General features: G+C 61.4%; 33 protein-coding genes and 6 tRNA genes. 21 read left to right on the top strand and 18 right to left on the bottom strand.

The window, feature by feature from the left end; translation table 11 throughout:
- Positions 1 to 134 precede the first annotated feature (134 nt).
- The 17 genes from AC1A0G_RS08505 to AC1A0G_RS08585 all read right to left on the bottom strand — a co-directional run bounded on the left by AC1A0G_RS08505 (position 135) and on the right by AC1A0G_RS08585 (position 7,995).
- Positions 135 to 500, bottom strand: a complete 366-nt coding sequence (locus tag AC1A0G_RS08505; protein ID WP_476528913.1) for a helix-turn-helix transcriptional regulator — start codon at positions 498 to 500, stop codon at positions 135 to 137.
- Positions 497 to 754, bottom strand: coding sequence for a hypothetical protein (locus AC1A0G_RS08510; RefSeq protein ID WP_476528915.1), 258 nt, complete (start codon positions 752 to 754; stop codon positions 497 to 499). Before AC1A0G_RS08510 ends, AC1A0G_RS08505 begins: the two co-directional genes overlap by 4 nt.
- Positions 755 to 935: 181 nt before the next feature.
- The gene (locus AC1A0G_RS08515; RefSeq protein ID WP_476528917.1) at positions 936 to 1,307 is read right to left on the bottom strand and encodes a type II toxin-antitoxin system PemK/MazF family toxin; all 372 of its coding nucleotides are present in this window, start codon (positions 1,305 to 1,307) and stop codon (positions 936 to 938) included.
- Positions 1,285 to 1,575 (bottom strand): type II toxin-antitoxin system RelB/DinJ family antitoxin, encoded by a 291-nt coding sequence (locus AC1A0G_RS08520; RefSeq protein ID WP_476528918.1) that lies wholly within the window; start codon positions 1,573 to 1,575, stop codon positions 1,285 to 1,287. The genes AC1A0G_RS08515 and AC1A0G_RS08520 overlap by 23 nt, the downstream gene beginning before the upstream one ends.
- Before the next feature lie 115 nt (positions 1,576 to 1,690).
- On the bottom strand, positions 1,691 to 2,269 hold the full coding sequence (locus AC1A0G_RS08525) for a hypothetical protein (protein ID WP_476528920.1): 579 nt from the start codon (positions 2,267 to 2,269) through the stop codon (positions 1,691 to 1,693).
- A gap of 82 nt (positions 2,270 to 2,351) precedes the next feature.
- Positions 2,352 to 2,534, bottom strand: coding sequence for a hypothetical protein (locus AC1A0G_RS08530; RefSeq protein ID WP_476528921.1), 183 nt, complete (start codon positions 2,532 to 2,534; stop codon positions 2,352 to 2,354).
- A 1-nt stretch (position 2,535) separates the two neighbouring features.
- On the bottom strand, positions 2,536 to 4,278 hold the full coding sequence (locus tag AC1A0G_RS08535; protein ID WP_476528923.1) for a beta clamp domain-containing protein: 1,743 nt from the start codon (positions 4,276 to 4,278) through the stop codon (positions 2,536 to 2,538).
- Between the two features lie 80 nt (positions 4,279 to 4,358).
- Positions 4,359 to 4,532, bottom strand: coding sequence for a hypothetical protein (locus AC1A0G_RS08540; RefSeq protein WP_476528925.1), 174 nt, complete (start codon positions 4,530 to 4,532; stop codon positions 4,359 to 4,361).
- Positions 4,533 to 4,638: 106 nt separating this feature from the next.
- Complete coding sequence (locus AC1A0G_RS08545) at positions 4,639 to 4,932, bottom strand: hypothetical protein (protein ID WP_476528927.1); 294 nt, start codon at positions 4,930 to 4,932, stop codon at positions 4,639 to 4,641.
- Between the two features lie 88 nt (positions 4,933 to 5,020).
- On the bottom strand, positions 5,021 to 5,311 hold the full coding sequence (locus AC1A0G_RS08550) for a hypothetical protein (RefSeq protein ID WP_476528928.1): 291 nt from the start codon (positions 5,309 to 5,311) through the stop codon (positions 5,021 to 5,023).
- On the bottom strand, positions 5,308 to 5,505 hold the full coding sequence (locus AC1A0G_RS08555) for a hypothetical protein (RefSeq protein ID WP_476528930.1): 198 nt from the start codon (positions 5,503 to 5,505) through the stop codon (positions 5,308 to 5,310). The genes AC1A0G_RS08550 and AC1A0G_RS08555 overlap by 4 nt, the downstream gene beginning before the upstream one ends.
- Entirely contained in the window at positions 5,502 to 5,741 is a 240-nt protein-coding gene (locus AC1A0G_RS08560) for a hypothetical protein (RefSeq protein ID WP_476528932.1), read from the bottom strand. The genes AC1A0G_RS08555 and AC1A0G_RS08560 overlap by 4 nt, the downstream gene beginning before the upstream one ends.
- A gap of 127 nt (positions 5,742 to 5,868) precedes the next feature.
- Positions 5,869 to 6,069 carry a helix-turn-helix transcriptional regulator gene (locus AC1A0G_RS08565; RefSeq protein WP_476528934.1) on the bottom strand — a complete coding sequence of 67 codons (201 nt, stop codon included), beginning with the start codon at positions 6,067 to 6,069 and terminating at the stop codon, positions 5,869 to 5,871.
- Positions 6,070 to 6,403: 334 nt separating this feature from the next.
- On the bottom strand, positions 6,404 to 6,649 hold the full coding sequence (locus AC1A0G_RS08570; RefSeq protein WP_476528935.1) for a type II toxin-antitoxin system RelE family toxin: 246 nt from the start codon (positions 6,647 to 6,649) through the stop codon (positions 6,404 to 6,406).
- A gap of 16 nt (positions 6,650 to 6,665) precedes the next feature.
- Positions 6,666 to 6,905, bottom strand: a complete 240-nt coding sequence (locus tag AC1A0G_RS08575) for a hypothetical protein (protein ID WP_476528937.1) — start codon at positions 6,903 to 6,905, stop codon at positions 6,666 to 6,668.
- A gap of 154 nt (positions 6,906 to 7,059) precedes the next feature.
- A complete protein-coding gene (locus AC1A0G_RS08580; RefSeq protein WP_476528939.1) occupies positions 7,060 to 7,290 on the bottom strand; it encodes a helix-turn-helix transcriptional regulator in 231 nt (76 codons plus the stop codon).
- Positions 7,291 to 7,797: 507 nt separating this feature from the next.
- Positions 7,798 to 7,995, bottom strand: a complete 198-nt coding sequence (locus tag AC1A0G_RS08585; protein ID WP_476528940.1) for a hypothetical protein — start codon at positions 7,993 to 7,995, stop codon at positions 7,798 to 7,800.
- Between the two features lie 843 nt (positions 7,996 to 8,838).
- Between AC1A0G_RS08585 and AC1A0G_RS08590 the strand changes: the two genes are divergently transcribed.
- From AC1A0G_RS08590 to AC1A0G_RS08620, 7 genes are all read left to right on the top strand, one after another.
- Positions 8,839 to 8,911 (top strand) — tRNA-Leu (locus tag AC1A0G_RS08590).
- Positions 8,912 to 9,114: 203 nt separating this feature from the next.
- Positions 9,115 to 9,197: transfer RNA gene (locus AC1A0G_RS08595), tRNA-Ser, on the top strand.
- A gap of 174 nt (positions 9,198 to 9,371) precedes the next feature.
- Positions 9,372 to 9,450, top strand: a tRNA-Tyr gene (locus AC1A0G_RS08600).
- Between the two features lie 86 nt (positions 9,451 to 9,536).
- Positions 9,537 to 9,622: transfer RNA gene (locus tag AC1A0G_RS08605), tRNA-Ser, on the top strand.
- A 5-nt stretch (positions 9,623 to 9,627) separates the two neighbouring features.
- A tRNA-Trp gene (locus AC1A0G_RS08610) sits at positions 9,628 to 9,701 on the top strand.
- A gap of 120 nt (positions 9,702 to 9,821) precedes the next feature.
- Positions 9,822 to 9,893, top strand: a tRNA-Gly gene (locus AC1A0G_RS08615).
- Between the two features lie 92 nt (positions 9,894 to 9,985).
- The gene (locus AC1A0G_RS08620; RefSeq protein WP_476528942.1) at positions 9,986 to 10,333 is read left to right on the top strand and encodes an HNH endonuclease; all 348 of its coding nucleotides are present in this window, start codon (positions 9,986 to 9,988) and stop codon (positions 10,331 to 10,333) included.
- 64 nt (positions 10,334 to 10,397) lie between these two features.
- On the opposite strand, the gene AC1A0G_RS08625 is transcribed toward AC1A0G_RS08620, so the two are convergent.
- Positions 10,398 to 10,628 (bottom strand): hypothetical protein, encoded by a 231-nt coding sequence (locus tag AC1A0G_RS08625; protein WP_476528944.1) that lies wholly within the window; start codon positions 10,626 to 10,628, stop codon positions 10,398 to 10,400.
- Between the two features lie 230 nt (positions 10,629 to 10,858).
- Here AC1A0G_RS08625 and AC1A0G_RS08630 point away from each other — a divergent pair, with 230 nt between their 5' ends.
- The 14 genes from AC1A0G_RS08630 (at position 10,859) to AC1A0G_RS08695 (ending at position 22,021) form a co-directional block, all read left to right on the top strand.
- The gene (locus tag AC1A0G_RS08630) at positions 10,859 to 11,338 is read left to right on the top strand and encodes a hypothetical protein (protein WP_476528946.1); all 480 of its coding nucleotides are present in this window, start codon (positions 10,859 to 10,861) and stop codon (positions 11,336 to 11,338) included.
- Between the two features lies 1 nt (position 11,339).
- A complete protein-coding gene (locus AC1A0G_RS08635) occupies positions 11,340 to 13,232 on the top strand; it encodes a hypothetical protein (protein WP_476528947.1) in 1,893 nt (630 codons plus the stop codon).
- 10 nt (positions 13,233 to 13,242) lie between these two features.
- Positions 13,243 to 14,880 carry a hypothetical protein gene (locus AC1A0G_RS08640; RefSeq protein WP_476528949.1) on the top strand — a complete coding sequence of 546 codons (1,638 nt, stop codon included), beginning with the start codon at positions 13,243 to 13,245 and terminating at the stop codon, positions 14,878 to 14,880.
- On the top strand, positions 14,880 to 15,956 hold the full coding sequence (locus AC1A0G_RS08645; protein ID WP_476528951.1) for a hypothetical protein: 1,077 nt from the start codon (positions 14,880 to 14,882) through the stop codon (positions 15,954 to 15,956). The genes AC1A0G_RS08640 and AC1A0G_RS08645 overlap by 1 nt, the downstream gene beginning before the upstream one ends.
- A gap of 27 nt (positions 15,957 to 15,983) precedes the next feature.
- Positions 15,984 to 16,580: a hypothetical protein gene (locus AC1A0G_RS08650; RefSeq protein WP_476528953.1), complete on the top strand. Its 597-nt coding sequence runs from the start codon at positions 15,984 to 15,986 to the stop codon at positions 16,578 to 16,580.
- 3 nt (positions 16,581 to 16,583) lie between these two features.
- Entirely contained in the window at positions 16,584 to 17,330 is a 747-nt protein-coding gene (locus tag AC1A0G_RS08655; protein ID WP_476528954.1) for a hypothetical protein, read from the top strand.
- A gap of 67 nt (positions 17,331 to 17,397) precedes the next feature.
- On the top strand, positions 17,398 to 18,453 hold the full coding sequence (locus AC1A0G_RS08660) for a major capsid protein (protein ID WP_476528956.1): 1,056 nt from the start codon (positions 17,398 to 17,400) through the stop codon (positions 18,451 to 18,453).
- A gap of 14 nt (positions 18,454 to 18,467) precedes the next feature.
- The gene (locus AC1A0G_RS08665; RefSeq protein ID WP_476528958.1) at positions 18,468 to 18,917 is read left to right on the top strand and encodes a hypothetical protein; all 450 of its coding nucleotides are present in this window, start codon (positions 18,468 to 18,470) and stop codon (positions 18,915 to 18,917) included.
- Entirely contained in the window at positions 18,907 to 19,398 is a 492-nt protein-coding gene (locus tag AC1A0G_RS08670) for a hypothetical protein (protein ID WP_476528960.1), read from the top strand. The genes AC1A0G_RS08665 and AC1A0G_RS08670 overlap by 11 nt, the downstream gene beginning before the upstream one ends.
- Positions 19,379 to 19,735, top strand: coding sequence for a hypothetical protein (locus tag AC1A0G_RS08675; RefSeq protein ID WP_476528961.1), 357 nt, complete (start codon positions 19,379 to 19,381; stop codon positions 19,733 to 19,735). The genes AC1A0G_RS08670 and AC1A0G_RS08675 overlap by 20 nt, the downstream gene beginning before the upstream one ends.
- A 1-nt stretch (position 19,736) precedes the next feature.
- Positions 19,737 to 20,222: a hypothetical protein gene (locus AC1A0G_RS08680; protein ID WP_476528963.1), complete on the top strand. Its 486-nt coding sequence runs from the start codon at positions 19,737 to 19,739 to the stop codon at positions 20,220 to 20,222.
- Positions 20,223 to 20,265: 43 nt separating this feature from the next.
- A complete protein-coding gene (locus tag AC1A0G_RS08685; RefSeq protein WP_476528965.1) occupies positions 20,266 to 20,874 on the top strand; it encodes a phage tail tube protein in 609 nt (202 codons plus the stop codon).
- Between the two features lie 389 nt (positions 20,875 to 21,263).
- Complete coding sequence (locus AC1A0G_RS08690) at positions 21,264 to 21,638, top strand: hypothetical protein (protein WP_476528967.1); 375 nt, start codon at positions 21,264 to 21,266, stop codon at positions 21,636 to 21,638.
- 26 nt (positions 21,639 to 21,664) lie between these two features.
- Positions 21,665 to 22,021 (top strand): hypothetical protein, encoded by a 357-nt coding sequence (locus tag AC1A0G_RS08695; RefSeq protein ID WP_476528969.1) that lies wholly within the window; start codon positions 21,665 to 21,667, stop codon positions 22,019 to 22,021.
- The last annotated feature ends 12 nt before the right edge of the window (positions 22,022 to 22,033 follow it).

The raw sequence follows: 22,033 nt of genomic DNA on the forward strand, positions 1-22,033 counted from the left end.
AGGTCACCATCCGCATGGCCTACGGCTTCCACCACGTCACCAACCTCATCAGCCTCGTCATGCTCCGATGCGGCGGACTCAACATCCAACTACCAACACCAACAAACTAACCCACGAAAACAGCAGAAGCCTCACTAATGTTGGTTTTCGTATTCCTTGCACAAATCGGCGGCAAGCCGGCGTAGATTATCCGGGCTGATCCCGTAGTTGCGTCCGGCCTCTCCGGCCTCGTCGTAGTACGGCAGTATCTCAAGCAGCGCCTCATACATGCGCGACGTATCCGCCTTATTCATGGAATCGTTTCGCCCGGCGTCAGCCTTCTTTTGCCGTTCGGCTTCCCACTTCTCCACGTCCTCCAGTCGCCATCGGACACTGGAGCCGATCTTGATGGCGGGCGGTAGTCGGTCGGGGCGATAGCAGCGCAACCGGAACACGCTCGATTCGCTCATGTCATAACGGTTGGCGATGTCCCGCACCTTCAACATCTGTGGCTCACTCATCTGATTACCTCCTGATTCCATTCCAGATCGTCCACCACGTCCAGTTCGCCGTCCCTGACCTGCACGTACAGCCATCGGTCGAACGCGGCGACCTGACTCAAATCCGTCTTGTCTCGAACGGCCTGTTCCAAGTCGGTCAGCCACATGTCACGCGCTTGGAAATACGAAACACGCTCATACAATTGACGATTACGTTCCGCGTCGAACCTCACGTACCGACACAATCGGTCGACATTGATACCGGCGATCATCATTGCTATTGCTCCTTTGGCACATTGGCGGCGCGGAAACGCGGCGTTTCATCGCGCCTATTGGTTGGTTAATCGATTCATCAACCATTAGCGACGCCAGACGGCACCGCTTAATGATGATTCGTATAAGAATGGGCGCTGTAGGAACCTCCTACAGCGCCCATAATGATGGTTTGTATAAGAATCAGGCCGTCCGACGATGCGGCGGGACGTCCGGCGTGACCGCCAGCCCGTCGTTGACGTGCTCGGCGTCCCTCATAGAGAGACGGCCGAACCGTTTCAGCAGCTCGTCACGACTGAAGTAGAACCGTTGAGAGCACCTGACCAGCGACGGTTTCGCCAACCCCTCAGTCTCCCAGTCGAGCAGCGGCACGTCGCCGGCCTCATCCCACGACACATTGCCAGTGACCTTGGCAACGATGCCGGACATCAACTCGCCGTCGATCTCGGTGATGACCACCGGACGCGGCTTGCCCACACCGGGATGATCGGGGTATTCCACCCACATCAGCCACACGTCGTACAGTCGCGGCTCACTCGTCTGCATAACGGTCATAGATCGCATCCTCCGGATCATCCCAGTCGGCGGGCAGGATCACATGCCCCGTGGTCTTGGACCTGTCGAACATGTACGCGGAACGGACGGCCGGTATCGGATAGCCGTCCGCAGTGCGCCGCGTCGGCTTGAACGGCATGCCGTTCTCGGCCAACGACTGGCGTAGGAACATGTTTACGGCGGTGCTTAGGCTCATGCCCATCGACTCGTATAGTTCGGCGGCACGCGCCTTCACATCGTCATCGACGTTGGCGACCAGCTTACCCATCACAACCCCCTTATCATTGGTGAATAGATGGTACATATCATATACCAAAACGGTTAACAAAAGTAATATGCCGTCCGACGAAGCGAGGAAGGAAAAACCGGACGGCAAGACTCAGTCAGGCGGCATACGCCGGCTTGATATCACGATCGGCAAGACACACCACGACGTTAGCCAGCGTGCAATCAGCATCCACCGTCAGCGCTTCCAATGCGGTCAGCACGGCCTTGTCGTCGCACGCCATCCATTCCATGTACGCGCGCGCCGCCAGCAGGTTGGCCCCACCGTCCACGTTGATGGCGTCCAGCAGGTCGCACGCATGCCCCACGACGTCCTTATCGACCGGACGCGGCTTGCCGTGGAACAGCATGTTCGTGAGCCGGCAACCCCAGTCGGTGCCGGCCGAATCATGCGCGGCGACGCTCAGCATCAGCTCCACGCTCACGGCCGCGCCCATCATCAGCGCTTCAGTGGCGTAGATCAGCGCGTCGCGCACCGGCAGCACGCCATGATCGCACAATGCGCGCAGCACGCTCATATCATCCTCCGACATGGCCGTATCGGATCGCAGCGCGTCCAGCCATGCCATGAACGGGTACTCGCAGTGAGCACGAAGTGCTGCCGCGTTACCCAACGCCACGCGATCCTCACGGAACGCGGCATACAAATCAGCGGAACAATCAGTGACGGTAGACATATCAAAAACTCCCTTGTCGAATCGCTTCAAAGAATGGGGGTGCCGTCCGGCGAAGCGAGGAAAAGCCGGACGGCAAGACTTGTCAGAACATCGGCACCATGATCGCCGCGTCAGGCATCTTCGTGATGTCGACCACGGCAAGCACCATGTCGGTCAGATGATCGGGTATCGCGGCCTTCACGGCCTTGATGTTTGCGTCCGTGTACTGCACGCCGCGCGCCTCCAGCACGGCGCGTATCAGCTCCATCGATATCTTCACGGTCATGTCACGCCGCCGTTCCATAGCCGAGAGACGCCACATAGTCGCGCACCTCGCTATCAAGCGCCGCGTCATCATGCGTATACCAGTCACGCCACACAACGGCACACGACGTGTCGTCATGGCCGACATACACCAGCTTGCGGCCCGCCTTGTCACGGAAGTACCGAATATTCTTCCACTTGTAGGCGCTGAGCGCGGGTATGTCCTTCACCGGCACGCCGGCCGGCATCACCGATTCCACCGCGACAATCACCGTGGCATTCGTGTTGGTTTGCGGCGGGACCTCGGGGATCTCCTGCGTGACCGCCGCCGGCTCAGACTGCCAGCTGAACGGCCTACCCTGCCACGCATCAGCCGGCCCGATAGCGGCCGGCTCCGTCGCGGGTTCGGCAGACTCGGACACGGCCGGCTCAACCGTCGGCGCCGTATTCTCGGGAACCGGCTCAGCCTCAGCAGACGGCACGCTTGCCGACTCAACCTCGGCAACCGGATCAACGGCCGACTCCTCAGCCGGAACGCTCTCCTGCGGGGCAGCCGCCTTAGTGTGCTCGACCACGGCAGACGACGGCGGAACTTCCGGTTCATCAACGTTCCCGCCACCATCTGCATAAAACAGCGGCACGACGATCGAACGGTAATCGTCGTCACGCGCACCATCGACGCTATGCGCGAACTCGACCGGCTTAATGGGACCGTTCACGCTCACGAACACGTGCCCGTCGTCAGACGTCTCACCGACCTTCAGCCCGTCCAATAGGAACACCGGGTTAAACGAGACGCGCACGTCCTCGCCGTCATACTTCGCCGGCACTGACGCCATAGCCCCATTCATGTTCGCCACGACGATACGATCACTACGGAAGTACAGCAGCACCCTGCGTTCCGTGGTTTTGCCGTGAGGATCGCACTGCTTAACGGCCGCACTCAACGCCTTCGCGTCAACGTCCGCGATACCCGCATATTCCACGTCGAGGAATTTTCCGATCAACGGGAACTCACCATCGAACCCGTTCACCCAGACGGTAAGCACGTCGTCACGCAACGCCAGCACGCCGCCGTCTTCCACGCCGCTCACCGTCACGTCGCCCGGAAACGCCGCGACCGCATACGACAGCGGCCGGACCTCCAGCAGCATGTCAAGCTGCCGAGAGTCCACCGTGAGCCGAGTGGACACGGGACGCACCACGGCGCGCGATATGCGGAACCTATCCGTCGTCTCACCCATCAGCCTGGCGTTATCCAGAAGAACATGCACCTTGGTCAATACCGGACGATTCTTCTCACGCGACGCCGACATGCCGGCGACCTTCACGAACGCGGCCAGTTCGCCCGCCTTGAAAACGCTGCCGTCCACCGGCTTACGCCGGCTCACCTCGCTGAACATCTTACGCAGCGCGTCACCGTCCGCGGCTTCCACGGGCATGGATGTCATGCCGATCTTCACCATACCGTCGGCAAACTCGAGCGTCACATCATCCTTGCGGTCCGGGACGATCAACCCCGCCAGCTTCACCGCGTCGATCAAAACCGCCGGAAACAAATTGCCTTCCGCAGCAAGCCCGGCGTCTATCACCGCCACCGGCCGATACCATGTAGCCATCTTGGACCGGTCGACCAAATGAACACGCGCCTTGCCGTTCACGGCCGTCACCACGGCCCACACCGCATTTTTCGGATACCCGGTTGCGATCTTCCGGATAGACTTGGACACGCGACGCGCAACAGCGTTAGAGATATGAACGAACATGATAATAAACCTCGCTTACGTTGAAAAACCTTGATTGGAAGCCGGCGCGACCACGTCGCCGCGCCGGAATGAATGAACGACTAGCCGACCTGCACGCCGTCCCGATACGGATACCCGCCATACACGCATACGCCGGGATCATCCACACCGTACACGCTCTTACAGTCCGGGATAGGCCGCGCGATCGCGGCCACGGGAACCATGACCGCCACCACGAGCAGCCACGGCAACAGACGGGACATTAGGCGACGCATACGCGCCACCCTCTCCCCCAACGCATGACTACCGCGTGGAACCCTCGAGCCTCGAGCATGGCGCGCATGGCGACCGCCGCCGGAAAACAGTTGAACCGCCATGACATCATGCACCCACCTTCACGATCAGCACGCCGGCATCGTACACGTACACGCCAGCACCCTCACGATTGCCCATCGTGGCTGCATCCCACTTGCACAAGTCAGCCGTACCGGAACCGTCTTCAAACTCGCACGGCACGATATCAGCCAACGGCACGCCCTCGATCAGCATGTCGGAACCGCCCCACGCTTCCGCGGGAAACTCGACACCCTCGATACCAGACGACGCCGTGGAACCACACGCCGACACACTCGCCAGCAACCCGAGCGACATCAGAACAGACACGAATTTACGCATAATTACACACTCCCTAGTGCGATTGAATGAATGTTGGTTTGAATTTGCCCGAATGGGCTAGAAGCGCGGTACAAAGCGCCGCGCGACGCTACTCTGACAGAAGCCAGTCGAACAGCAGATGGTTTGCAAGCGTGTAGGAATAGACACGTTCGACGCGCACCTTATCCAAATGCCACACGTGCCGCATCCACCCACGCGCCACCCTCAACGAGGGAAACGCCTTGGAACCCAGCGTGACATCCCGTATTTGCGGCGTTTCCACGCCGGGAAAGATCACGCACGTACCGACCTGCCGCGTCTCGCTCACCTTGCATAGGTACGTGTCGGCCGGCAACTCGCAGTCAGCGGCCAACATCTCGTAAATGACGCCGGTCCTCATGCCAGCACCCCCGCAATGTAGGCGTTGACTTCGGCGGCGTCCCGGCAATATTTGCCGTTACCCGCGTAATAGAACGAATCGCCGACCTTGTGCAGCACCTGCACGTCGAAACGGTATTCACCGCCGTTCCACTCGCCTGAGAACACGTTGCACCTTGTGTCACCCTTGGTGACGCGCTGAACCAGATTCATCACGCCACCGCCTCTTGCATCTCGGAAGCGGTATTCACCTCGCGATAGTACATGCGGCACCGCTTCTCGATATCCCGGAACTCGCGGAGAGTGACACGAACCCGCGCGATGGTCGCCGGCGTATAGGAAGCGTCCAGGTTGAACCCGTAGCCGGTAACGAACACGCCTCGCACCGGCTCGAGCACGAGCATACGACGGTTAGTGTCGCCGCCCGAAGGCTGCGTATAGTAGATAAACATGATAATTCCTCACTTCCTTGTGAGGCGTGCTAGAATATAGCACGCCTCGATTGATTGATTACTTGCAAATGTTTGAAAACGATTAAGGCACGTCCCCTTAGTGCGCCAACACTTTGGGGACATTCTTTTAATCCGGGTACCCGTCCGTAAGGTCGGACGGATGACACCCCAGAGCGCGGGACAGCCTCAGAGCATTGTCAAGAGTCATGTTGTGCACGTCGTACTCCCCCCGCTCATAACGGCTGATTATCGTCTGAGCGATGCCGGTACGTTTTGCCAACTGCACTTGAGTCAGCCCCGCGGCCTTCCGCAGTTCCCTTAATCCCATAGCTCACCCACTTTCAAACGGTTGCGGGTGAGTCCGAATCTAGCACGAAATTGTGCTAATTGCATGTAGGGAAACACTCTGAAATTTTCAAACTTGCGATTGTCTTGCTCGATTGAGCTGATATCTAGAACTATATCGTGCTATTCTGCGGTAAGCAAATCGGCGTGTCGCAAACGAGCACGCCGATTCACTCAGTGTTTAATCCAATAGCAATAGCGCAGGCTCTTACGAATCTCCCGCATGTACATATCAAGATTCAGGTCAGCCCTTCCGAGCATGCGCAGACGACAGCTTCTGATTTTTGCGGCACGCCGCCGCTTCTTCAGCCGTCCCATTAGTGGCGCTTCTTCTTGTAGACTTCACTGCGATGCTCGACCTTGAACACCTCGACGGTAACCACGCCGTCATCGATGTTCGCAAGCACTCGCCAATCGCCCACACGATACCGCCACTTGCCTGACAGATTGGCAGTCAGCCCCTTACCATGCACGCGCGGATCATCGCAACCGTCGATATGCTTACGCATCCAGTCACGGACACGCTTGCTATCAGCCGGCCCCATCTTACGCAGCTGGCGCACAGCCTCTTTCGTATACTCAAGCCGCCACGCCATCAAGCATCCTATCCACTTCGTCCGCACTATACCGGGTACCGTCATCATGTGCCATAGCATCATTCAACGCGGCCAAATCGTCCGCGTCTTCACGAGCCTCAGCCCAACCGGCGATAACCATCTGCAACCGCTCAACAAGAGTCATACCCTCGTCGCGCGAATCACGCTCGGCATCATACAGCACGTCCATATCAACCGGAACGTTGATAATCGCACTACTCATAACACACCACCTTTCACTAGTAGCTCTTAGTGTATCCCGTCCACCTTGGGATATACTTATCGCGCCTACACCATGCCGTAAAGACACGGCCCAGGCTCACGCATATTTATAAACCGCCTACGATAAGGCGGGTAGTCTTAGGGTACAACGGCGATTACTCGCCGTTATCTTTTGGCCGACTCGCCGCCGAGTCGTCTAGCAACTTACGCAAGTCTCGCACCTTAAGCGCGTCACCGACTCGCACCGCGACATCTAGTGAAGCGCCGCCGATCGATCGACCGCCGTCACTCTCCCATTCCGCAATGCGCGGACGCGGCACGCTAGCCTTATCGGCTAACTGTTGCTGCGTTAACCCGCGTTTTAGCCTCAGTTCCTTAAGACTCATGACCCACCTCACAATCTCGCTATGGTGGGTCCAATTGTACGTTACGCAGTATGGAGTTTCGTAGCCGACTATGGACTACATGCCTAGCATTTTCACTCTACCGTCACCGCGACGCGTGAGCTTCCGCACTCTCCACCCCTACGTCTCGCGACGTGAGGGCTTATCGATATGACCACGGGACAACGCCCGGGCCTCGGCTCCATACCACTAGCGGGGACAATTCCATGCCGGATACCCGCTATCAACCCCGCTAGGCGCGTGCCACCTCTCCATTGCTGGACAGTCGCTGTAGGCTACACAGTCGCGGTCAATGCCGCCGTGTTGGGAAAAACCTAACGGGAAACGCTTTTCTGTTATCAAGATGAATCATGTACACGCACTTTGGGCGTTCGGATATCCCTACTAGCTACCAAGGTGGGCACTGTGTGCCGGTATTACTGTCACCTACCGGTTCATCGTGCGCCGCTGGGGATCGAACCCAGTTCCCGCCTATCGGCGGCGCTGTTCTCATGCCTTGCGGAGCATGTCCCATACATCATCGATATCGTCGCATGTCACGGTTTTGTCGATTCGTGTGACCGTGGCGAGTGCGTAACCGCAGATGAATAGTTTTGCTTCGGTGACGCCGTCGGCTCCCTCGGCTATGGCTATTGCCATTGCGTCGCGCATTGCGTTTTTGATCGTCTCGATTGTGTAGTGACTCATTTTGTTTACCTCGCTGTCTGTCTGTTCTCTGTCCCCGATCGGGAACATGGCTATACCGTACCACGTCCCCGATTGGATACACAAATCGAGCATAGCCCGACCACGCCGAACACATTGCAAACACTGGCATTGTTCGGCGTGTCGCAACCCACAAAACCACACCAAAAAACAGCACCACTCACATATCTACGCGACGCCCTACGCCATGCCTGGCACACACATACACAGCACACACGCCACACATACCGCCATACGCGACGTTATGACGTCACACACTGCCGATCACTGCCGCACCTATACAGACATAGCGCCACACGTCACACGTCATAGGCGTACGCTGTCACATCCCGCACGTCCCGCACGTCCCGCCTACGTCACGTCACGTCACGCGCCGCGCGAATACCACACGACAGACCTACACGCGCCACAACGTCCAAAATACGAACATGCGAACATCTGTACCATACCCCTCGAAACGAGGGACGAACAAACGTACGCAATACCACGAAACGACATACCCCAAAACGACACATCTCGAAACGAGGGGTAGGGGAGGGTGCCCCCGGCATCAAACACAAGGCCGTTCAGGGTCTGGTTCTGGCCGTGAATGTTGTTTTCAGGGCTTTTTTGAATTAGCGTGACATGCCGTGAACCGTTGGAATCATTGGGGTTTGCGGTGTTCGCAGCAGGTCGCCTATTGCGTTCGCGAGGCTGGGATCGTTGGAATCACTGGGTTTTCTTCGAGATTCTTTCTTGTAACGTAGCTTGTAACGTGTTGTCTGAGTAAGCTATCGCTTGGATATGTTGTTGGTGACGGAGCGTAGCTCGGTCGAGAACAATTCCCGCGAGGTAGCCCAGTGGCAGAGGCGTCCGGCTCAAACCCGGTTCAGCGTGAGTTCGAATCTCACCTTCGCGACGATGCGGCAAGGGTCGCTCCCCTGTCGTGTTATGAGGTTGGCTGAATAAACCGGGATTGCTTGTATGCCCGGTTAAGGCTGCGTCCCGGCTTAGCGGCACCGCTTAGCGGCGGAAGTGGGATGAGGAACGCTACAGCGGTACACGGTAATGTGCATCACAAGCTCGGCGTTGGTGGTAAAACGCAATCCACCACCTCGATTCGGATGATTGGCAGAGTGGTAATGCGGCGGCTTGCTAGGCCGTAGACGGTAACGCGTCCGGGGGTTCGATCCCCTCATCATCCGCGGAATGGTCAGTAAGGCTGGTCAAGGCCGTGACTGTCGAACGGGGTTTGACCGCCCGCGGTTCGGCGTCGTGCAGAATCTCCGCACGACACATCGTGCTGGCTCCTCGCTTTAGGCGAGTCGACGCCGGCTAAGGAGTGCCCTATCGGGTGTGAGCGCTGAAATGCGTTCCTTGGCGGTATGCACGTGGAGTGCGCGTCGGCTGTAACCCGACTGCCTTCGGATGCTGGGAGTTCGATTCTCTCTGCCGCCACAATCGCGATGTCGTTCAAAATCTGGGTGCAGAGGACACCGGGTCGCGCCCGGAGATCGTGGTAGTCGAACCACGCGTCGCGAGATGGAGAGGCCAGCCGATGGGTGGCGGCGACTGTTTCGAAAACAGTTTGCCCGATGAGGGCGTGTGGGTTCGACTCCCACTCTCTCCGCTTACATGCCCGTAGCTCAGATGGCTAGAGCGTAGGTCTCCAAAACCTAGGGTCGTCGGTTCGAGTCCGACCGGGTATGCGAAGCCGCGTACGTGGCTTGCTTTTGGCGGTGACGCGACCGCCGCCTGTCTCCACGAGGGCTTCATGCCTGGATGGGGACGATAACTGAATAGGGTGCGGCCGATCGGCGCACCCGCTTGCGGTCATAGCTCAGGTGGCAGAGCGGCACCCTCCCAAGGTGCAGGCGCGGGTTCGAGTCCCGCTGGCGGCTCTAGATGCCGGCTGACCGTGGAATGGTTGCTCACCTCTTTTCTCTTGCTGCCACGCACCGGCCGGCATCGTTCCCGTATATAAGGAGTCATTGTGGCTCGGTGGATGAACTCGAAGCGTAAGGCCCGGTTCAACCCGGATTGGCCTCGCACGCGCAAGCTGATATTGCAGCGGGACGATTATCGGTGCCAGTGGCCGGTCACGGACGATTTCGGTGTGACCGGCCTGTGTGGCCGCATGGCGAATGAGGTCGATCACAAGGTGCGTGCCCGTGATGGCGAACCGGATGATGACTCCCCGTCGAATCTGTGGGCGTTGTGCGACTGGCATCATGCGCAGAAGACCGCGCGCGAGTCCGCGGAGCAGCGGCGTGAGAACCGGGAGCGTCGGAAGGAAGACGAATGGTATTCGCATCCGGCGTATCGGCGTACGAGTGCCTGATCGACGGATGCGACGAACCGGCCATCAGCAAAGGGTTGTGCCGGTCGCATTACAACCGGCAGTACTATTCGGGCGATCCGGTCAGGCGACGACGTTCCCGCCTTTGTTTGTTCTGCGGCCGGCCGTTCCTGTTGGAGCGGTCGTCGCGCAAGTTCTGTTCCGCGAGATGCCGTAAACGGTTCGAACGCAAACGCAGGAAGTCCTCGCATCCGGTGGACACATCACCGTTGCCGGTGGTGTCTTCCATACCGGTACCGGAGAAGCCGAAACGGCGGATGGCGTACGTGTCGTTCACCGAGGCGGACGTGTGGGACTCTTGCGGTGGCCTGTGCCACGAGTGCGGGTTGCCCGCGTCCCGTGATTACGAGTCACCCGACTTGGGCACTCCCGCGTGGATAGTGCCGTTGGCCGACGGCGGCGAGCCTTCATTACGGAACAAGACGATCTTTCACTACCGGTGTCTGGGACGCCACGTCTCACGCGCCGTCGAGCGTGATGCCCGTCATGGGCGGAAGGCCGGAGGACATGGCAGGAAACGGAAGAAAGGCGGCGAAGCCTGACATCGGCGGCGGCTACGGGAATGCCGCGCCATTGGATAAGGTGCCGGAGGATTGGACGTTCGAGGAGTTGGAGCCTATCGGCCCGGAACTGCCCGACGCGGACGAGTTGAATCTGATCGATGGCGTGTGGAGTCATTTCGTGCGCCAATACTATGAGAATTTCCGTCGCACCCCGCAGGCGCGCCAGCTGCGCACGAAATGGGAGTGGATGAACTTCATCTACAAGATGGCCGTGATGGACAAGAGCATCAAGAAACGCTCCTACGACGGATTGGCCCCGGAGATGCGCCAGTCGATGAACCAGTACGGCGACACCCCGGACGCGAAACGCAAGCTGAAGATGGAGGCCCCGGAGGCGAACGACATGGCGGCCGGGATCGTCGGCTTCCAGATCCCGGATGATCCGCATGACGATTTCGAGGCGCGCGCTCAGGCGGTGATGTGACGTGCACGACGTGATCCCGAAACTCACCGCGAAGGACCGCCAGCGCTCCCTGGGGCGTCTGGCGGTGTGGTGGATCGAGAAGTTCACGTTGATCGGACGCGGCGACGCGAAGGGCCGTCGCATACGCCACTCCCCCGAATACTTCCAGTTCATCGTGGACTGCTACGCGCTCGACAAACATGGGCGGCGCAGGTTCGGCCACGTGTTCCTCAGCCGGCCGAAAGGCTGCAACAAGAGCGGCTTCGCGGCCGAGATCGCCATGTTCGAGGCATTCGGCCCATGCCGGTTCGCCGGTTGGGCCAAGGGCGGGGAAACGTACACGTTCCTCGGCAAAACCTACAAGTACAAGCCGGGCGAGCCGATGGGCCGGCCGATCAAGGCACCGCTCGTGGTCTGCCTCGCCACCGCCGAGGAACAGACCGGCGAAGTGTACGACACGATCTACTACAACTGCACCGAAGGATATCTGAGGTTCCTCGCCGGAGAGGGCATGGACGCGGGCAAGACCCGTATCCTGTGGCCGAAGACCGGCATGGAGATCCGCTACAGCACCGCCGCCGCGCGAAGCAAGGACGGCGGCTTGCAGACGTTCGTGTGCTTCGATGAGACGCACCAGTACAACAACAAGCGTCTGCGTGACCTGTACGACATCATGACGCAGAACCTGACCAAGCGCGGCGCGGAAGCGGACCCGTGGTTTTTGGAGACGACGACCATGTACAGGCCGGGTGAGGAAAGCGTCGCCGAAGCCACGTTCAAGACCGCGCACGACATCGAGTCGGGCAAGCTGCGCGGCTGGGAGGACCTGCTGTTCGACCACCGGTATTCCACGCTGTCGCGCGAGGATTTCGCCGATGACGGCAAGCTGGAGCACGCGGTGTACGAGGCGTACGGTTCCGCCATGAAATCACCCGACGGAAGGGATTACATCTTCCTGCCGGACGGGCGCATGGTGCCGGTCGGCCCCGACGGGCGTTCCTCGGAGGGATGGTCGTTGAAGGACGAGGGCGTGGAACCGGGACCGTCGAAATACGGGTGGTGTGACCTGCGGCGCACGGTCAAGAAGATCCTCGACCCCGGTTACGACCCGGACAATGCTACACGCTTCTATCTCAACAACCTCGCGTCCGCACGCGACGCGTGGTTGGAGGAGGACATGATCCAATCGCATATCGCGTACAGGGACATCGTGGACGAGGCGATCTCCACACGAAACCGGCGCAGGCTGGACGAAGCGTGGACGAAGGTCGTGGAACGTCGCGAGGAGATCACCCTCGGGTTCGACGGCTCCGTGTCGGACGATTCCACCGCGTTGGTGGGATGCCGAGTCAGGGACGGCCTGTTGTTCCTCATCAAGATCGAACAGGCTCCCGATGGCCCGGAGAAGGCCAAGTGGCGTGTGGACCGCGACGCGTTCGACGGGAAGGTGCGGCAGATCCTCGACAAGTACAACGTGGTCGGCATGTTCGCCGACACGGACGAGTGGGAGCCGTACATCGCCCAATGGGAACTGGATTATTCGCGCAAGCTGCGCGTGTTCCCACGGTCGAACGGGCATCATATCCGCTTCCCGATGAACGGGTACAAGACGGATGTGATGGCGGAGCTGCGCACCATGCGCGCCGCGTTCTCCTATCCGATGCAATCCGTGCCCAAGGGCAGGAAGCCGATACCGGAGAACATCATGCTGTTCGCCGACCCGAGGCTGATCGACCATTTCAGGAACGCGAGGCGCCGCGACAATCCGCGGGGCTATCTCGTGTTCAAGGAGACCCAGAACAGTCCGCACAAGATCGATGCGATGATGGCCGGTCTGCTCGCCTACCGTGCGCGAAGCATCTATTTGGGAGCGGTCGAGGACGCGCATGTGATCGCACCGTACAAGCTCAGATAAGGAGGAGCCGATGGCCGAGACGACCAGCATCGTGCAGGGCGACAATGAGCCGGACGGAGACGGCATGACCCTGACCCGGCTCGCCACCGAACTGGGCGCGGGACTGCCGTTGCGTTGTTTCGAGAAGACGTTCTACGACGGGACCGAGGCGATTCCCACGATGGCGATCCCGCGCGGCGTGGACACGCGGAGCCTGCCGATCTACCAGCGGTTCGCGAAGATCGGGCACGTGAACCTCGCCCGCATCATCGTGGACGCGGCCGTGAGCCGGCAGAGGATCAACGGGTTCCGTCTGGTCAACGACAAGACGATGCGTTCGACCGCCGCCGACGACATGTACGCGAAAAGCCATATGGACACGAAGGCGCCGAAATGCTTCCGCGACGTGGGAGTGCACGGGCGCAGCTATCTGTACGTGCCCGGCCCGGACGATCTGGATTATGTGGAGCATCTGTCGCCGTGGCAATGCTATGCGACCGACGAGGCCGCGTGCATCTACATGTATGACGAGGTGCAGCAGCTCGAACGTCTCATGCTCATCCGCATGACCCGCGACGAGGAAGGCAAGGCGAAGGACATCTACACGCGCATCGCGTCCCGCACCGCCGAACAGCGCACGCTGATCAGCGAGACGGACGATCCGAGCGTGCAGGAGTGCGCGAAGTCGTGGGACACCGACCGGCCGAAGGTCTGGTCTCCGGCCACCGACTTCCAGTGGGAGGGCGCGGCGGAAAGCCTCGACTATGCGAAACAGTACGCGGACGGGGCCGGCCACATCCCATTGTTCGTCATGGAGTCCACGGACGGGCGCAGCCAGCTGTACCCGCATTTCAGCAGCCTGCAGCGCATCGATCAGCATCTGTTCGACCGCATGTGCATCATGGCGGTCCAGTCGTTCCGCCAGCGCGCGTTGAAGGGCACGCTGCCGACCACGTATTCCGCCGACGATCCGGCGGTATTGAACGGCTGGGCGGAGGAGGGCGATCCGATCGACTACTCCAACCAGTTCGAGACCGGGTTCGCGACCATGTGGATGTTGCCGAAGGACGTGGAGATCTGGGAGTCGCAGAACGCGGACCTCACCCCGTACGAGACGGTCATCGGCGGCGATGTGAAACGTTTGGCCGCGGCCAGCGCCACGCCGTTGGACATCCTCAGCCCGGACGTGGCTGGCAGCGCGGAGGGCGCGAGCCTCAAACGCGAGGGTCTGGTGTTCAAGGTCGAGGCGTTGAACCGTCTCGCCAACGACGCGCTCACCGGTGCGTTGCAGATGGCTTTGATCGCCGCCGGCGAGACGAGTGCTGCCAGCGAACGGTTCGAGACGATGTGGCTGCCGGTGGAACTGCGTTCGTGGACGGACATCACGCTCGCCATGAACCAGGGCGAAGGCAAGCTGCCGGTGAAGACCATGTGGCGCAAGATCGCCGGGTTCACCGAACAGGAGATGGCCGAGGCCGAACAGGATCTGACCGACACCGCGTTCCAGCAGGCGTTGGCCGCGGAGACCGCGGCGATGAACACGAAGACGCAATCCCAGTCGGCCGGCTCGTTGGAGGGCACGCTCGACTCCACATCGACGCTGCCCGAAGCGGGCGCATCGGCGTCGGACAGTCTGACGTTCCCGTCGACCAGTGAAAGCGGGGTCTGATGGCCGGTGATCTCGCGGCGATGACACTGTCCGTCGAACAATTGCGCTCACGGCTGGTGGACCAGTACGTGTCCACCGCCCGCACCATGTGGGATTCGCTCACCCCGTCCGACTGGTGGAACGACGCGGTCACGTCCGGCGCGGCCGCACGCCTCGCCCTGATCGAACTCCAGATGATCGGGCAGGTGCGTCGTCTCGGCATCAGCTACGCGGACGCCACGTTGAGGCTCATGGGCGCCACCCCCTCCGGGCAGATACCCCTCGACGTGTACCCGCGCGCGAACACCGACCCGTGGCTGGTCGCCATGCGCCCCGCCGACGAATACCGCACCCAATCATCGAAGACCCCGTCGTTGCGTCCAACGTCATGGCCCGGCCAGAACGACGACGCGTACGAGACGGTGTCCCGGTGGATACGCTCCGCGTACGAACGGTTGGAGCTGACCGCGGAGACGGACGCGCACACCGCGCAGACCGCGGCGACCATCGACCGCTACCGGGGCAGCAAGGTTTTGGAATACCGCAGGGTGCTGCATCCCGAACTGTCCAGAACGGGATCATGCGGCCTGTGCATCGTCGCGGCCGACCGATGGTATTCGACCCGCAACCTCATGCCGTTGCACGCCCGCTGCAAATGCGGGGTCGCTCCGGCCGGCTCCGACTACGATCCCGGATTCGCGTTGAATCAGGAGGATCTGAAGAAGCTCTACGACGAGGCCGGAGGCAACAAGGCCGCGGATCTGACCAACATCCGCGTGCAGACGATCAGCCACGGCGAACTCGGCCCCATCCTGCAGAAAGCCGACGTGAAGCCCCGCTCCCCCGCGGACACCGCCAAGGAGGAGTGGCATACGCCGGACCGGGAACTCACCCGCGAGCAGATGCGGCAGATGATCGACCGGTCGATTGAGTTCGGACGCCGCTACAAGCAGGTAGCAGAAACGCTCAAACCGGTGACGTTCCGGTACGGGGGACGCTCCTACACGTTCAAACCGTCCCCGCACAACGATCAGGCCCGCCAGTACATGAGCCGGCTCGCCAAAGACATGCAGGCCCGTCTCGGCGAGCTTGCGTAACCCATATCCCGAAAGGCTGCAAGCGTCATGACGCTGAACGAACAAGAGACCGCCACGGTCGAAGACGAAACCCAGACCATCGAACCGGACGCCGCCACGGCATCCGACACCAAGGAGACTCCGGAATCCCCGGCACCCGTCGAGGACGTGAAGGACGAGCCGAAGCAGCCGCTTCGCGACATGCCGCTCGAGGAGCAGCTGTCCGTGTGGCAGAAGACCAGCCGCAAGCACGAGGATCAGGCCAAACGCAACAAGCAGCAGCTCGACAAGGCGACGGCCGACCTGACCGCCCGCGAGACGGAACTGCTGGAGGCTCGCATCGAGAACGCGAAGCTCCATTTGAAGCTCGACCATCCCGAACTGCCGGACAAGGTGATCGCGCTGTGCAACCTGACCGACCCGGACGAGATCAAGGCGTGGGGCGACCAGATGAGCGACGCGATCGGCGCGAAACCCGCCACGGGCACGCCGTCCCCCATCCACCCGCAGACCCGGGCGTTCAATCTCGCACGGCACCGCGAATCCACGATGCCATCCGGCAACACCGGCTCCCCCAGCTTCAACGACCTGATGAGGAAACAGCTCGAGGAAGCCCGCAGTCAGTACAAGAAAACCAAGGAGTAAACCATGCCCATCGGCGTATTCACCATCAACGAGAACGCCCCCAAGGAGGACCAGCGGTGGCTTGTCGGCGACTTCGGCCAGCAGGCCCGCGCCGTCACCCTAGACCTGACCACGTTCCAGGGCGACAAGCAGAACGACTATCTCGCCAGCGTCCCGAACGACACCGACACGTTCGGCTGGATTCAGGCGGGCATCCCGCTCGCCAAGATCACCGCGTCCGGCCTGTACGGCCCGTACGACCCGGACGCGACCGACGGCCGCAACGGCAAGGTCGAAGGCTTCCTCCGCTCGCAGATCCAAGTCCAGTTCGGAGCGAACGGGTGGATCGGCGTAAACGAGAACATCGGCATGATGTACACGGGCGTCATCGACACCCAGCACCTGCCGGTCAATATCGACGCGGCCACGGTCGGCGGATTCTTCCTCAAATACAACGAGGACGGTTCCGTCGCGCCGCTGACCACGCTCTCGGACGCGCCCGCCCAGACCGGGATCGCGGACGGCGCGGTGACCACGGCGAAGATCGCCGCGAAGGCCGTGACCGCCGCGCAGATCGCGGACAAGACGATCACCGCCGCGCAGATCGCCAACGGCGTGATCCCGGCCGTCCCGGCCGCGCCCACGTGGGCGAACATCAGCGGCAAGCCAGCCGCGGCGGCCGCGATCGCGGATCTGACCGCCGCGCCGGCGGCGGCCGACGTGAACAAGATCCTCGCCGTGCTGCGCACGTTCGGCCTCATCGCCAAGTAACCCCATCCAACCGTGCTGAAAGCCCCGTCCCACAGGCGGGGCTTTTCCGTATCCGAAAGGAAACCCAATGAACCTCACCTATGATGATTCGATCATCAGCGGAGCCGAGGCGACCAGCATCGTACGCGCCGAAATGCAGGCGCTCAACGAGCAGCTGCCGCTCGCCCCCGTGTTCCCGAACAAGTCCAACGGCAAGGCGAAGACCGTCAGCTGGACGCCGAACGTGCTGCAGGACCGTCCCGACGGCGCCCAGTTCAGCGCGTGGGACGCGGAACCGCTGCGTTCCGCCTCGACCTCGTTCGGCGTGGAGAAGCACATCGAACTCATCCCGATCCGCATGATGATGGACGTGACCGAACGCAACCTCATCGACAACGTGGACTCCACGGAGTGGAAGCGCCAGAAGATCGAGGACAACCTGCGCCTGCAGGCCAAGCAGATCGAATGGCGTTTCGAGAAGCTGCGCCTCGACGCGATCTACAAGGCCGCGATCACCCTGGACGAGAACAACGTCAAGGGCACGTACGATTTCGGCCGTGACCCGAGCCTGAACAAGACGCTCGCCGCGGCGAAGAAGTGGGATCAGGCCGACACCGACCCGTACAAGGACATCAAGGGCTGGATCAAGACCCTCACCGACCGTGAGGACGGAGCCGTGCCGACCGCCGTGATCACCTCGACCAGCGTGATCGACGTGCTGGCCGAGAACCCGAAGTTCATCCAGAACTGCTACGGGGTGGCCGCGACCACGCTGCCGACCACGATCAGCCGCGAGCAGGTCATCGGCACGCTCGCCAAGCTTGGCCTGTCCGACGTGCGTCTGATCGACGAGGAGTACAACAAGCTCGGATACAAGCGTGATTCCGGCATCAACGACTTCTATCCGAAGAACACGTTCACGCTCCTGCCCGCGTTGAACTCGCCGAGCCTCGGCTTCACCGCGATCGGCCCGACCGTCGAATCCGGCATCAGCGACTACGGCATCCCGTCCGGCGACGGCGCGGGCTTCATCGGCCTCGCCTACCGTGCGGAGATGCCGGTGCGTCTCGGCTCCTACGTGAACGGCTCCGGCATGCCTGCATTGGTCATGCCGAACAGCACGCTCAACGCGACCGTCCTGTAGGAAGGAGGGCCGGCATGGCCTCGACCATGAACGACGTCGATTACGTCAAATGGTTCTCGGTGTTCATGTCGGCCCACGCCGACCTGTTCCCCGAAAGCGTGGACGAGACATGGGTGAACAGCATGGCGCAGGTCGCCGTGCAGATCGTGAAGGCCGAATGCCCGGGCGCGCAGACCCGGTGGAGGCGCGGCAAGCTCACCGAGGAATCCCTCGCCTACGTGGTGTCGTGCATGATCGCCCGCGTCGCCATGTTCACCATGACGAAGACCGAGACGAACGGCGTCTACCAGTCCACCCGCTACGAGCCGTTGGACACTCCCCCGCAGTTCACCCCGTCGCCGGACCTGTTCATGAAGAAAAGCGAGAAATCGCTGATCAACGGGATCGGCAACGGCATGGGCGCGATCGGCAGCGTCCCCATCGGTTTGGGCCGTGTCACGGAGGTTCCCGCCAATGGCACGTAGCCCTCTCTTCGACACCGACGACCTGCAAACCCCGTTGTTCTCCAAGGAGCAGCGAACCAAAGCGTCACAGGCCCTGTACACGCGGGACCGGGTGACGGTCCAACGACGCAAACGCGTGGAAGGGCCGCACGGCGACCGGCTCGTGGACATCGGGGAACCGATAGAGGTCATCTGCTCGGTGGAGGGCCGCGCCCAACAGGCCGGCATGTTCTCGATCTCCGGCGCGGAGGACAAGACCGTCGGCTCGCAGGGCGGCCTGCAGGAGGTCATGCCGATCCAGATCATGGCGCTCGAATGGCCGGGCGACATCGATTCGGAGATCTGGTATCAGGGCGACAAGTACGACGCGGACGGCGCTCCCGTATGGCGTCAGCACGGCGAGGTCCCCCATTGGGAGGTTCGCGCCCGCCGCGTCTGGGCGAAGGAGTTCGCGCCCAGCATACGACCAGTGGAGGCGGACCGTGGCTTTCGTTCCCCGTGACATCGGCTCCCGGGTCGCGATCAGGCTCGGCCCGCAGATCACCAAACCGGTCGCCATGCGGGTCGCCGCGAAAGGCAAGGCATTGACCGAGGCGGTCATCAAGGAAGGCCGACTCGACGCGGACGTGGACATGCAGGTGCGCTACATGGGAGCCGACCACGTCGCGTCGCTGAGCGTGAAGACCCGCGACCGCGAGGACCCGTCGAACAACGGGACGGAGATCGCCTCGTTCCTCGAATACGGGTTCCACAGCAGCGTGTGGGGCAAGTACCCGCAGGGCGAAGGCCCGTGGGTGGACGGCAACCACATGATGCGCAAGGCCGCGACGGGAGGCTGACATGGACACCATCTTCCGCAGCCTCGACCTATCGGCCCGCCCCCAGTCGGACGCGGAATCACTGGTCTGGGACCTGCTGAACCGCGACTACCCGGCAAGCGACCCCGTGTTCCCGGACGTGCACGTCCAATCCGCGATCAACCTGTCCTCGAACGACTACGCGATGAACGGGCTGCTGATCGTCATGTCTGTCGGCTCGCCCGCGCAGACGGAGTCACGCGCGTGGATTTGGCGGATACCGCTCACGTTGAGCGTGATCGGCTCCGATCCGACGCGCACGTTCCGTCTCGCCGCGGACCTTCACGGGAAGGTCATGGCATGGCCGTACGGGGAGCCGTCCGAATCGGGCGCGGTCGGCCGGATCATCCAGTTCGCCGGCTTCCAACGCGTGTCGAAGTTCAAGGAGAACCAAGGCAAGCAGATCACCGAATACGCGTCCGATCTCGTGCTCGAAGCGCATGACGCTTCTCCCCGTCGCTCCATGTGAGCGGCTTTTTCATACCCGAAACACAACAGTTAAGGAGTCTGTTATGGCTATCAACAATGCGGGCCTCATGCAGGCCACGCGAGGCACGGTGTTCACCGCGCCGGCGAAGACCGCGCTTCCGGCGGATCTGAGCGCGTTCCTGCTGATGGCGGACAGCGTGCCGGCCGGTACGGGCGCGAATGCGCCGGTCTGGTCGAACACCGGCCATTCCGCGAACGGCAGTAAGCCCACGTTCAACAAGGACGGCGGCGAAACCACGAACCTGAGCACATGGCTGGTCGACGGCGTCAAGACCGTGACCGCGGCGACCACGTGGAGCGTGGCGATCACCAGCGTGCAGGCCGACAAGAAGAGCCTTCAGGACACGACCGGCGGCTGGGCCGGCGCGAACGGCAAGGGCGTGGTCGTCCCGTCCACGCCGACTACCCAGCACAAGGCGATGCTGATCCTCTGCTACGACTCGGCCGACAAGCTGTCGTTCGCCGTGTACGTGCCGGAAGCGGACCAGGTGTTCGACAACCTGAACGTGTCCGGCGACGAGTTCATCGAGTTCTCCTACAACGCGACGTTCAAGTCGTCCGACGTGTTCCCGAAGGGGCCGAACGGCGAGACCGGCATGTTCCAGCTGTTCAGCCCGGAGGATTTCAAGTAGGCTCCGCAGCCATTCGTTCCACGAATGGCGGAGAGCCGCCGGCCACAGTCGAGGCCGGCAAAGATCTGAAGCTCGCCGTCCAGCCCGTCACGGCCGGAGGGTCGAAGCTGCCCGTCACCACCGCGGCCACGTGGGCGTCGTCCAACACGCAGGTCCTGACCGTCACGGACGGTACCGCGCACGGCGTCAAGGCCGGCAAGGCCGACGTGACCGCCACGCTGTCGGGCGTGATCACTCCCCCGCTGACGATCACCGTCACCGCCCCGGCCGGGGCCTGACGTTCTCCATTCCCGCTCCCCTCGCAGGTTTTCCGATGCCTTTCCCGCGAGGGGAGCGTTCTTTTGCTCTTCTTCGAAAAAGGCTCTCCGATTCTTTGAAAGGCATTCATCATGGCAGAGGAAACCACCGTCCAGACCGACATCCTCGAGGACGCGCCCCAGTTCGTGCGCGCCGAGGACTTCACCGCATTGCAGTCCGCCGACTTCGGCGTGCTGTCCGCCACGGTCGGCGAACAGGCGCAGATCATGTCGGATCAGAAGAAGACGCCGACCGACAGGATGCTCGCGATCCGCGCCATCATCGCCAGCGCCGACTGGTTCTTCTCCTCGATCGCGTTGAACGGCAAGGACTACGACGCATGGTCGCAGGGCCGCACCGTCGAGGACCTGTTCGCCGCCTACACCGCCCTGTACGCGCGATACGCGGACAGCTTGGGAAAATCGAAGCGTTCCGCAGCCGGTTCGACCAGTGCCCGGTCGAACTGACCTGTGACTTCCAACGCTTCTACCACGTGAAGATCACCGACCCCGTGCTCGCGCTGCGCATCCACGGGGTCGACTGGCTGACCCGATTGTTGGCCGGATTGTCCGGCTACGACCAGAGCCTGTACCGCGAATGGCAGCTCGCACACGAGCCGGCACCCCAAACGGATGGGGATGATCAGCCGAGGCTTTCCTACCACGCGTATTCGCAGGACACGATGCTCCTCAACCATATGCTCACCCAGCTCACGCTGCTCGTGCAGACGTTCGTCCGCGACAGGAACGGCAAGCCGATCGTCAGCCCCGTTTTCTACCAGCCGCCCGGATTGCCCGTCGAACCGGAGGAAGCGACCTACGAGTCGATGAAGGCGTGGATGGGTTCATAACAGAAAAGAGAT

This window comes from Bifidobacterium sp. LH_230, assembly GCF_056357555.1.